Genomic DNA, 10,515 nt, shown 5'->3' on the forward strand with positions numbered 1-10,515 from the left:
ACGGCGTTGCCGGACAATGCGCGCGCCGATCGGGCGCGAGAGCGAACGTGGGCTCACATTGATCGAGCTTGTGGTCTCGCTTGCACTTTTGACCGTCTTGACCGGCTTCATCGTTGGCGGATTGTCGACAGCCATCCGGGCGTTCGATGCGGATCGTCGCAATGGCGTGGAAATGGAAACAAACTCCGTGGTCGAAAGCTTGCGTGGCTTCATCGCCTCGGCAATGCCGACGGCGAATCCTTCCCAGCCCGGGGGCGTTCTGTTCGAGGGCGGGCGCGAGGGAATGCGTTTCATTGCGCTGAGTGAGGGACGCGCCTTGCCGGGAGGCTTGCAGGACATTCGCATTCGCCGCAGCGGCGACGAACTGATCCTCGATGTCTTCGGAGCGCCGAAGGACGGCGAGCGCAAGCCGCCGTTGGCTTCGACCGTCGTCTTGAAGGGTGTCCGCGGAGTCCACTTTCGCTATTTCGGCGTCTCGAGCTCGCAAGGTGACCCGGCATGGCGCAACGACTGGATCAAGGCGGAGCGGCTGCCTTCGCTGGTCGAGGTTGGCTTCGAATTCGAGGACTCCGGGCGGAATGGGCCTGCGGCAATTGTCGCTCTCCGCAATCAGCCGGGATCCTGAGCCTGCGGATCGTGGTCCGGCGTTACCTCCCGTAAAGATTTAGTAAATAGGATTGCCGAATCGAAAGCTTGGATTGGCGGGAAGGCAAGCCGATGACCGACGTCACGGTGGCACGGTTCGAAGGGCTCGGCACGCTGACCACGGCGTGGCGACAGTTTTCGTGCTGGTGGCTGAACGAGCTGCGCGAATGCACCCCGAAAGCCTGGCGACATCTGCTGCAAGCGGAAACTGCTACTCGCCTGTTCATGTGGGACGAGCAGGGCGCTTTGATAGGTCGTCTGGTCGCTCCGTCGGGCGTGCACGAGAAGCGGTTCGCGGCTGGCAATTCTGGTCGTCCGCAGGTCGACGCCTGGCTTGCTGAAATTGGATGCGAGCGTGACGCGGTGCAGATTGGCGTCGCACTGGAAGCCGATCGCTTCTTTCAGCGCCGGCTCAACGTGCCTCGATCGGAGCTCGATGTCCTGACGCGAGTCCTGGCGCAGGAGATCATCCATCGCACGCCGTTCCAGCCTGCCGAAATCTGGCATGGCGCAACGCCGGCGGATGAAACGCCGCGCGCAGGTGTGGTGGAGTTTCGTCACTGGATCATTCCGAAGGATCGAGCGGAGTCCGAGATCGTCCGGCTTGGCTGGCGAAGTTCGGACATCGATTTCATCGCCGCGAAACAGCCGAGCGGCAAGCCGCTCAGCGTCGTCACCTTCAGCGCCGCGCAGGGCCAGGACCCGCCATGGGCGTTTCGCGCGATCCGCACGCTGGCGATCGCGCTGGTCGCAGTTTGCGCTCTTGCCCTGGCTTCTGTCGAAACGTGGCAATCGATCAGGGCGGGGCAACTTGAAGACGCGCTCTATGAGGCCAAACAGGGGGGCCAGGACGGATCGCAGGGCGCCGGCGTCCCGCTTCGCCTCATCGCGCTCAAGACGGAGCCGGGCAGTCTCGCGATCTGGGACGAACTCTCCCGCGTGATTCCGGACCACACCTTCCTCACCGAGCTCCGGATCACCGGGAGCGTGGTAAGCCTTGCGGGATTGTCGTCCAATGCGGCCCGGCTCGTGCGCGCTGTGGATGCCTCCCGTATTTTTGCCGGCGCGACTCTGGCCGGTCCGATTACCCCGGACGCAACTGAGCGGAAGGACCGGTTCCGCATGACGCTGAAGGTACGAAAGATCGGCGCGGGCCGTCCCGTCAAGGCGGCGGAGAGGCCGGAGTCATGAATGGCGACGGACTTCTCAAGCGGCGCCTCCTCTTCGCGGGATTGAATGGCGCAATCGTGCTGACCGTCGGTTTCCTGATCCTGGGACCGCTCGTTGCGCATTTCGGCGAGCGCAACGACGACATCCTCGACAATGCGGCACAGCTCGCCCAGATCCAGCGGGTCACGGATGAGGCCGCAAGGCTCGCCAAAACGACCGCGCAGGACATTGATCCCTATTTGCCGGGTGCGGAAGAGCGGGTCGCCAGCGCCGATCTTCAGGCGAGCCTGCAGGCTCTGGCGAGCACCAGGGGCCTCGCGATCCAAACCATTCGCGGTCTGCCGGGCCGGCAGGCGGCACAATGGCGTGCAATCCCGGTACGGCTCGAGGTCGAAGGGGCGTCAGCCGCCGTGCGGGAGCTCATCTCCGCCATCGAGACACAGACCCCGTTTCTGTTCATTACGGATTTCTCGCTGCGTTCGCTTGGTGACGGCGATGACAGCCGGATGCGGGTGAGCCTGACGATCGAGGGCGCCCTGCGCAACCCGGGAAGCCCGCCGCCTGGCCCGCTGCTGAGCGAGAACCGGCCCGGCGAAGCCGCTAGGGCGGCAAGCCGATGACGGAGGTGGTATCCCAGTCCGGCCACCGGCAGCTTTGGCGGGAGATCTCGGCGCCGCGCCAACTGGCCGCGTCGGTGGCTTCGCGCTTGTTCTTGCGCAATGATTTTCCGAGCCGTCGCGAGCTGATGGCGATCACCCCGCCAAGGCGTGGCCTGTTGATCGGGCTTGCCGTGTTGATCGGCCTTGCCGTCGTGACGCCGGTCGCAACCATCGTCGCACTGGAGGTTGCCGTCGCCAGCCAGTCAACGTGGGACGGCCGGGGGACACTGGTCGCAGCGCGTCAGGAAAGCCGGACCGGCGGCTATGAGAATATCCTGCAGCGGCCGCTGTTCTCCAGAAATCGTCAGGGCCTACTGACCACGCCGGCGCCGGCGGCCACCGAGGCGGCGGCGCCGATCCGGACCATGCTTGACCCCAGCGTCGCGCTCAGAGGCGTCTTCATGAATGGCGAGCGAGCCAAGGCGTTCCTGACCTCATCGGACAACCCGGTGGGGATTTGGATCGCATTGAATGAGCAATGGTCGGGTTGGCGGCTCTCCGAGGTCAAGCCGAACGAGATTGTGCTCGAGGCCGACGGTGAACGGCAGACTCTACCGCTGACCGTCCTGAAATGATCACGGAGCTACGTAAAACGGCGAGGCGTACCGGCTACTACCTGACGCGCGCTCTGGTTTGTCGCGAGCCCTACCGAGACCAGGTGCTTGTCGTCTGGCTCCTGGTCTTCGGATTGTTCTGGATCCTCCTGAGCGGCCAAGTCGACCAGAAGTGGATCGCCTATTTCGTGCTGAGCGTTGCGCTCGCCACCCTCCTGGCCGCCATCTGCGCAATTGACGCCCGTTTTGGCATCATCCCGGACAAGCTTGTCGGCGCGATGGCTGCAAGCGGCTTGGCGGCGGTCTGGATTCTGGATCCGGACGAGGTCATGTACCGCCTCGCTGAGGTCGTCGTCGTGGCGATAGCGATTGCGGCTTTTCGTGCGATTTATCGTTGGACTCGCGGCTATGACGGGCTTGGCTTTGGCGACGTGAAATTTCTCGCTGCCGCTACATTCTGGATCGGCTTTCGCTCGCTTCCAGCACTGCTTTTGATCGCAGTCGTCTCGGCGCTCGCCAGCGCCTTTCTGCTCAAGTCGGCGCGCTATGAGGTCGATGGCCGGCATGCCATTCCGTTCGGCCCTCATCTCGCCGTCGGGCTTTGGTTGGCATGGGTGTTCGATCCGATGAGTTTCCTGTTGGGATAGGCACGCAATCGTTGGTAGTGTCTCAGTTTGAATTTTCGGCCTTTGGAATCCAGCCAGCTCGCCGCGCCGCAACGCCTAGCGACTTCGCTTGATCGAGCAAGACGGCTTTTGGTTCTTTCATCGTCACAAATTCAACGATGAGCTTTTCAACGTCGTCCCAAGTCAGGTCCAGCCGAAAATCGCTGGTGTTCTCCGGTCCGAGGAAACGGACCTCTACGACATTCGCGCTTTCCATATTTTGGTGGACGCTGTTTTCAGTGCGATTGAACGGCGATTTGCCCAACCTATTCAATTCCATTTTGCCTCTCCCTTGCGAAGCTTACCGCTAAGCATTAGCCTATCGTCTGATTATTTGGAAGCAGAACGGGAAATTATGAGCGATAGAAGCGACGCGGCGCATCAAAAGGCTTTCCAGCATGGGCAAGACGCTTGGCGTGACAACAAGGATTTGGAGCGCGACAATCCTTATCCGCCTGTCTCGCCTGACCACGACTTCTGGCGTCAGGGTTGGGAAACCGAAAACGAGATTCACCACAAATAGGAACGCTGATGCCAAGAGGCCCTAAGGGCGAGAGGCGACCCGCCGACGCTATCGGCAACGCCATCATGATCGCCAAGATCGCGACCGGCGAGATTGAGGACGGAGAGCCGGAAACTAAAGCGGCAGCCGCCCTCGGCAAGCGTGGCGGAAAAGCCAGAGCGGCCAGCCTGACGCCGCAGCAGCGATCAGAAATAGCGCGCTTGGCCGCTGAGGCCCGCTGGAAGAAGGGCGACCGTTAGGCCGCCCCCTCATCTTCATCAGGCACATTCTTGCGCAATTCGATATCGAAAGTCAGGTCCATCGGGAGTTGGATTGGCTCTTCGCTTGCGTGGGCGTCGTTCCAGTGGTCCTGATCGTAGCTGAGCATAAGGCCGTCGCTGACCATTTGCTCCCGGCGGTTCACCAGAGAGACCAACATCTGGCTGCGGGTTGCCTCTTCGATATCAACGAAGAAGTGAAGTTGGGTGCCGCCCTGCGAAGCCTTGAGGGCGTGATAGATGCGGAACGGTTTCCCTGTCTTTTTATCGTAGTCGATGACTTCTCGCGCCGCCGTTGAAAATCGCGGGCGAGCACTTCCATCGGGTCTGCTGGCTTCGGGAGCGACCAACCTTTGCTGACAGCCCAACGCGCAACCTTGCGCATATCGAGTTCACGATCACCCGTCTCGTCTTTGTACGCTCTAATCAAACGCTGCATTTCTCGCTTCTTGGACACTTTCTGTCTCCGTTAGTTGCCGAGGGGAGCAACATCCCCCCATCCATCTGTGATCGCATTCGGCGTCACGATGGATCTGATCTTGGAAAGGTAACTTACGAACCGATCATAACGGCCCGTTCGGTGCCGCAATTGACCGGCAATCAATCCAGGATGAACATTCATCATCTTGGAGAACGCGAGAATATCCCTCTCGCTGAAGATGGGCGCCTTACGAGCTATGAAGGCGTCCATCATCTTCTTCGGTACACAGAACTCAGCCGCAGCAGCGTTTGCTATCCGCTCTTCTTCGTTGATCTGCGCCCCTGTCCCCGCGTTTTCCCCCTCAAGCTCCGCGTCGAGCATCATTTTTGAACGGCCGTGCTCGCGGGCAACGTGCTCCAGCTCATGCCGCAGCACGAACCAAAAGTTGTCGATCCGATCAAACCTCATCGATAGCGCAATGACGGGTGACGTCTCGTTGAGCCAAAAACACACGCCGTCGATCTTGGCTGATGGGAGCGATTCAACGATGAGAAACCGAATGCCGTGCTCCGCCAAGACCTTCGGCACCTTGCGAGCTTCTTCTGGAGCAACCAGAAGCGGCTTCAATTTTGATGCAGCCTGCGTCGCTCCAAAAGTAGCGTACCGAGGAACGAGCATTTCGCTCGCTATCTTTCTTACCCTGTAAAGCCAAGCGAGCTGGACAGGAGTCGCCTCAGTATTAACCTCAGTCTTTTTCGCGGCGTGAGGAAGGATTTCAATGTCCTCAATTCGATCGACGCCAAAGAAACGCACCAGCTCGGGCTGGACCATCGGGTCTTTCACGTCCTTGGCATTGATCCAGCCCCGCTTGATCATCTCAGCCACGGGCAGCTTGCCGAATAGGTGAGCGCGGGTTTCGCGGACGGGATCATGCCGGGCAGAAAGCCGGGCTTGGGCCAAGTCGTAACTCTGCTGAAGTTCGAGAAAATCCTCTGCGGGGACGGCGAACGCTTCTTCGAGCGTCACAGCCAATTCTGCGTCGACCGGACGCTTCCCATTGACGATTCGCGAGACAGCGGTCTCGTCCATCCCGAGCACGATTGCCAACACTCTGTTAGTCCATCCCTTTTCCTTCAAAAGGGCGTCTATCAACTGGCTTGGCGCGCGGAATTGATCCAAATTTCGATGCATAGCAGCAGCTTAGCAAGTTTGCGCAAATCTGCAAACTGAAATATTTGCTTGACTGTAAGCACAAAAAGTTCATTATGAAATGTGTGAACAAGCTGCCGCTCCAGACCCGCGTCCAAATCCTTCTGATGCTCTGCGAGGGATCGTCCATGCGTTCGGTCTCGCGGGTAACTGGCGTGTCGATCAACACGGTTTCCAAGCTTCTGATCGACGCTGGACTGGCTTGTGCGGCCCTCCACGACAAGACCGTGCGCGGCGTAGTCGCCAAGGCCGTCCAGTGCGATGAGATTTGGTCGTTTAGCTACGCTAAGCAGAGGGACGTCAAGTTCGCTAAGGCCGCCCCTGAGGCTGCTGGTGACGTCTGGACGTGGACGGCGCTGGATACCGATTCCAAGCTGATCGTGTCGTGGCACGTTGGCGACCGCAGTCAGCACACCGGCATTGCATTCATGGGCGACTTGAAGGCCCGGCTTGCCAATAAGGTCCAGCTCACCACGGGCGGTCACAAGGCCTACTTGAAGGCCGTGGCAGCGGTCGATTTTGACGCCGATTATGCGATGCTGAACAAGATTTTCGCGGCGGACTACGCTGGCGCTGGCCGCTACAGCCCGCCCAAGTGTATTGGCGCGATCAAGACCCCGATCATGGGCAACCCCGACCCGGACCTTATCAACACGTCCTTTGTGGAGCGGCAGAACTTGACCATGCGCATGTCAATGCGCCGGTTCACCCGCCTCACTAATGCGTTCAGCAAGAAGTTTGAGAATCACTGCCACGCGCTGGCGCTCTACTTCGTGTTCTGCAACTTCTGCCGCGTCCACAAGACGTTGGGCGCGACGCCGGCAATGGCGTCGGGCCTGATCGACCGGGTTATGAAGATGACGGACGTGGTTGCGCTGATCGACGCCGCCAACCCGGGCCCCGCCATTCGCGGTCCCTACAAGAAGCGCGAAGCCGACGAGATTTCAAACTGAGACACTACCCAATCGTTGGATGCGCGCTCGAGGTTCACGCTTCCTTCTTGGTCGCCAAAACGAGCTGAACGAGTCTGATCGCGGCAATGCCCGCACAGCCCGCGACGATCTTCTCGGACGCGTCGAACAAGGTGCCGTGGCGATCAGGGGTCAGGGTCTGAAGCAACTCGAAGATGATGGCGCTTCCGATCACGATCGCGCAAACCATGCGTGTGCGCCGAGGGTAGGCCAATGCGAACAGGCTACCCAGTGTCAGGAACGCGATGGCGTGCTCCAAATGGGCCCACGTCGAGATACTCACCCCGAAAAGGAACGGTTTGATCCTGCTGTAGATCAAATAGATGAACTGCACCTTGGTCAGCGTGGCATAGCCAATCAGCGAGATTGCGGCCCAGGCGGCAATTGCAAGCGCGGTTGTGACAATCGATCTATTCATTCCTCGCTTATGCAGGGCAAAACGCGAAGCGTCCATATTTTTTCGCGGTGAGATCCTCTCCGAGGGGCTGCGCTCCCCGCGTTAACCGGCATTTCTCGGCCTCGTTGCGCTCGAAGGCTTAACCACGTCTCGGGCGAGCAGTACGCGCCTCAGCCGAGAGTAGGATAGGCTGGTCATCGTCGCACAAGGGGAGGGCGAACGGAGCGAGGAGATCGATGAAAGCCACGACGTTTACCGTCGCCACTGTCGCGATGATCGCGATACTCGCTCCTTCCATCGTCGAAGCGGGCGACGGGGCGAGACTCTATCGCAAGCCTCATTGGCGCGGCGCGTATGGATATGATGCACGCCTCGCGCGGATTGCGCCTCCAGTGGTGAGCGTCGTGACGCCAGACCTCTCCTATCCTGTCGCTCGTTACGTCGACAACAGGCTGGATGACGGTTACGACTATCCCTTCGGTTACGGCGAATACGCGATTTACGGGAAGTGGGCGCGTGATGCCTATGGCCGGCCCGACGTCACGCGGTGCCGCCTGGTCTGGTTCGACGGTCCGCGATTGCGCAGCCTTAACCGCTGCAATTGATACCAGGTCTCTGCGCTGAAGGATTGGGCTCGGTCTACGGCTTTAGCCGATGATCGCAAGGAGAGCGCGTCGCCGGCATCGGTCAGAGGCGTGCGTGAACACCAATCTCACTTGCCGTTCACGCGCGTCCGTTTGCTGCCGCTCCGCCTGGGCCTCTTCGCTGTCAAGGTCGAGCTCTCCTTCCGCACGGCCTCGCGAAGCGCGAGAACCTCTGCATAGCGCAAGCACAGCGATTTCTCGATCGGGTCGCGTGTAGTGCTCTTGGAGACGTTGATGCGCTGCAAGTCGAGCTCTCCCGCAAACATTTGACGAACTTCTGTTTTTTTCGATCTACGGTGCAGACCTATAGGAGCGCGGATTTCGATACAAATGAACTCGCCGGTTAAGCTTGATGGCGGATTCGATTCGCTCATGAGTGCCATTAACTTGCCGAAAAGCTTAACGCCTGGCTTTCGTGTGGCCGAGCATTCTCGCCGGTTCGCTATCCCCGTATTCAGACTGGCTCGAAGTTCCCGGTTCCGTTAACCCGGTGAACACGAGGCGAGATGAGGATACCCCGAAATGCAAGGATACTTGTTTGGGGGCATCATGACCGTCGACACGAATGAATCTTCGGCGCCACAGCGCGTCAGGAAGCTTCGTCATGGCAGGCGTCGCCGAGCTGTGGCCGGGTATACGTTGCTTGAGCTGCTCGTCGTGATGGGCATCCTCGCCGCGCTTACCGCCATGGCGACGCCGCAAGTGATGGGCTATTTCGGAAAGGCGAAGACGCAATCCGCCCAGCTTCAGATCGAGAACATCAACACGGCGCTCGAGATGTATTATGTGGAGAATGGCTCCTATCCGAGCTCGAGCGCTGGACTGAAGGCATTGGTCGAAGCGACGCCGGAAGCGCCTCGCTGGAACGGCCCCTATTTGAAGAACGCCAGGACTTTGCTCGATCCGTGGGGGCGCCCCTATCAATACTCCGTCTCGGAGCAGGGCGAATACAATGTCTACTCGCTCGGGCCGACGGGTAAGGGGACCAAGAAGCCTGCCTCCGCAGCGAGCGCGAGCCGTGCCTGGGCAGACAATGGGTGAAACGATGGAGTTGGGCCAACGCCCCTTCGTTCGCTGATACCGGAGGCCCTGATAGTCTTTCTTCCTACGCGCGACCGAATTGACGGCTGCAGCGCAGCCGTTAGACTTGGCATTTTACATGAGATTACACCCATGTCCTTCTTGCGTTCTGGTGGTGTGCGCCTCAAGCCAAAGCTGACTCTGAAGTCTCTTTCCGAACTTTCGAGACTGCGAGCGGCAGCAAGCGACGGGAATCCGGCTGACCGGAACGGGACCGATCATGCGGTCTTGGCCCAGAGAGTTGTCTGTGCGATGCGAAGCGGCGACGACAAAAAGCCTCGCGGTGGGCAGGACTAGTCTGCACCTATGGAGCGCTTCGTCGGCGGCCTAATCGGTCCGTTTCAAATGATCGTGTCGCTGAGCTGCGATGGCATCGGCTCGTGCTTGTTCGAGTTCGACTTCCTGCCTCAGCCTCAGCACTTCTTCGCGCATGCGACTGAGCGCCGCCGTCGGCGGTTGACTTGTTGAAGGCTTGGATTGCTTCTTGCCCATAAGGAACCAATAGTGAGGCTCGCAGCATGAGCAACAGGACTCGGAATTTAACCTAACCGGTCAACCTTACCGGGTGGCTCTGATCAACTCGGCGGGCAGGGCGAGCCGCGCTTTCGCGCTGACGTCCTCCGATCGTTCGGCTAAGCTCAGATGGTGTATTGGGCCCTCGCACTCGTAACGCTCGCTTGCAATCCCGGAGATCGGTTGATCGATCTCAGCGGCAAGATCCCTCGCGCCATCAAGACGGTCGATTTGCTGATCTCGGTCGAGCCCTTCTACACCCGGCTTTACGTCTACCAGCCGGGGTTTCCCGACAGCACCCAGAGCTGCTGCCGCAACCAGCCCAGCTCCGTCCTCAAGCTCCCCGTCATCGACGGGCGGTTCTGCGTCAGGCAGAGCCAGCCGCAGATGAAATGGAAGTTGCAGATCATCGGTCGGCCCGACGACGCAGTCTAGGTCTGCCGGGCCGGCTCATTCCGCTGCCGCAACGTTTGGCACCGGCGCTCGCGACCGGCGCAGCCGGTCTATCAGCAGGTAGATCACGGGCGTGGTGTAGAGCGTCAGGATCTGCGAGACGAACAGGCCGCCGATGATGGTGATGCCGAGCGGGCGGCGCAGCTCCGTGCCCGGTCCGGTCGCGACCACCAGCGGAATGCCGGCGAACAGCGCCGCCATGGTCGTCATCAGGATCGGGCGGAAGCGCGCCTGGCAGGCCTCGAAGATGGCTTCGGCCGACGACAGGCCGCGCTGACGCTCGGCATCGAGCGCGAAGTCGACCATCATGATGCCGTTCTTCTTGACGATGCCGATCAGCAGGATGATGCCGAC

At 60.1% G+C, this 10,515-nt stretch carries 15 protein-coding genes; 11 read left to right on the forward strand and 4 right to left on the reverse strand.

Annotated elements, in window-relative coordinates:
* Positions 1-16: 16 nt before the first annotated feature.
* From YUA_RS0114425 to YUA_RS0114455, 7 genes are all read left to right on the forward strand, one after another.
* The gene (locus tag YUA_RS0114425) at positions 17-625 is read left to right on the forward strand and encodes a type II secretion system protein GspJ (protein WP_027531338.1); all 609 of its coding nucleotides are present in this window, start codon (positions 17-19) and stop codon (positions 623-625) included.
* Positions 626-717: 92 nt separating this feature from the next.
* A complete protein-coding gene (locus YUA_RS0114430; protein WP_156947123.1) occupies positions 718-1,836 on the forward strand; it encodes a PilN domain-containing protein in 1,119 nt (372 codons plus the stop codon).
* Positions 1,833-2,435, forward strand: coding sequence for a type II secretion system protein GspM (gene gspM, locus YUA_RS0114435; protein WP_027531340.1), 603 nt, complete (start codon positions 1,833-1,835; stop codon positions 2,433-2,435). Before YUA_RS0114430 ends, gspM begins: the two co-directional genes overlap by 4 nt.
* Before the next feature lie 125 nt (positions 2,436-2,560).
* Positions 2,561-3,049 carry a hypothetical protein gene (locus tag YUA_RS0114440; RefSeq protein ID WP_156947124.1) on the forward strand — a complete coding sequence of 163 codons (489 nt, stop codon included), beginning with the start codon at positions 2,561-2,563 and terminating at the stop codon, positions 3,047-3,049.
* Between the two features lie 83 nt (positions 3,050-3,132).
* On the forward strand, positions 3,133-3,675 hold the full coding sequence (locus YUA_RS43990; protein ID WP_051383176.1) for an A24 family peptidase: 543 nt from the start codon (positions 3,133-3,135) through the stop codon (positions 3,673-3,675).
* A gap of 88 nt (positions 3,676-3,763) precedes the next feature.
* A complete protein-coding gene (locus tag YUA_RS49975) occupies positions 3,764-4,216 on the forward strand; it encodes a hypothetical protein (RefSeq protein ID WP_156947125.1) in 453 nt (150 codons plus the stop codon).
* Positions 4,217-4,281: 65 nt separating this feature from the next.
* Positions 4,282-4,455 (forward strand): RNA-binding protein, encoded by a 174-nt coding sequence (locus tag YUA_RS0114455; protein ID WP_245285167.1) that lies wholly within the window; start codon positions 4,282-4,284, stop codon positions 4,453-4,455.
* On the opposite strand, the gene YUA_RS43995 is transcribed toward YUA_RS0114455, so the two are convergent.
* Positions 4,452-4,823, reverse strand: a complete 372-nt coding sequence (locus YUA_RS43995) for a hypothetical protein (protein ID WP_198029418.1) — start codon at positions 4,821-4,823, stop codon at positions 4,452-4,454. The genes YUA_RS0114455 and YUA_RS43995 overlap by 4 nt on opposite strands.
* A 119-nt stretch (positions 4,824-4,942) precedes the next feature.
* Complete coding sequence (locus YUA_RS0114465; RefSeq protein WP_027531344.1) at positions 4,943-6,085, reverse strand: helix-turn-helix domain-containing protein; 1,143 nt, start codon at positions 6,083-6,085, stop codon at positions 4,943-4,945.
* Positions 6,086-6,168: 83 nt separating this feature from the next.
* Here YUA_RS0114465 and YUA_RS0114470 point away from each other — a divergent pair, with 83 nt between their 5' ends.
* Positions 6,169-7,056 carry an IS1 family transposase gene (locus YUA_RS0114470; protein ID WP_084292546.1) on the forward strand — a complete coding sequence of 296 codons (888 nt, stop codon included), beginning with the start codon at positions 6,169-6,171 and terminating at the stop codon, positions 7,054-7,056.
* Positions 7,057-7,090: 34 nt separating this feature from the next.
* Here YUA_RS0114470 and YUA_RS0114475 read toward each other — a convergent pair whose 3' ends face one another.
* A complete protein-coding gene (locus YUA_RS0114475; RefSeq protein WP_051383177.1) occupies positions 7,091-7,528 on the reverse strand; it encodes a hypothetical protein in 438 nt (145 codons plus the stop codon).
* 179 nt (positions 7,529-7,707) lie between these two features.
* On the opposite strand from YUA_RS0114475, the gene YUA_RS0114480 reads away from it, so the two are divergent.
* From YUA_RS0114480 to YUA_RS0114500, 3 genes are all read left to right on the forward strand, one after another.
* Entirely contained in the window at positions 7,708-8,076 is a 369-nt protein-coding gene (locus YUA_RS0114480) for a hypothetical protein (RefSeq protein ID WP_027531347.1), read from the forward strand.
* Positions 8,077-8,739: 663 nt separating this feature from the next.
* Positions 8,740-9,156 carry a type II secretion system major pseudopilin GspG gene (gene gspG / locus YUA_RS44000; protein ID WP_063627787.1) on the forward strand — a complete coding sequence of 139 codons (417 nt, stop codon included), beginning with the start codon at positions 8,740-8,742 and terminating at the stop codon, positions 9,154-9,156.
* Between the two features lie 735 nt (positions 9,157-9,891).
* On the forward strand, positions 9,892-10,143 hold the full coding sequence (locus YUA_RS0114500; protein ID WP_156947126.1) for a hypothetical protein: 252 nt from the start codon (positions 9,892-9,894) through the stop codon (positions 10,141-10,143).
* A 15-nt stretch (positions 10,144-10,158) separates the two neighbouring features.
* On the opposite strand, the gene YUA_RS0114505 is transcribed toward YUA_RS0114500, so the two are convergent.
* Positions 10,159-10,515 (reverse strand): efflux RND transporter permease subunit (locus YUA_RS0114505; RefSeq protein ID WP_027531350.1); only part of this gene is annotated, 357 nt, incomplete at its 5' end.

It is taken from the genome of Bradyrhizobium sp. WSM3983, from assembly GCF_000473045.1.
Taxonomy (GTDB): Bacteria; Pseudomonadota; Alphaproteobacteria; order Rhizobiales; family Xanthobacteraceae; genus Bradyrhizobium.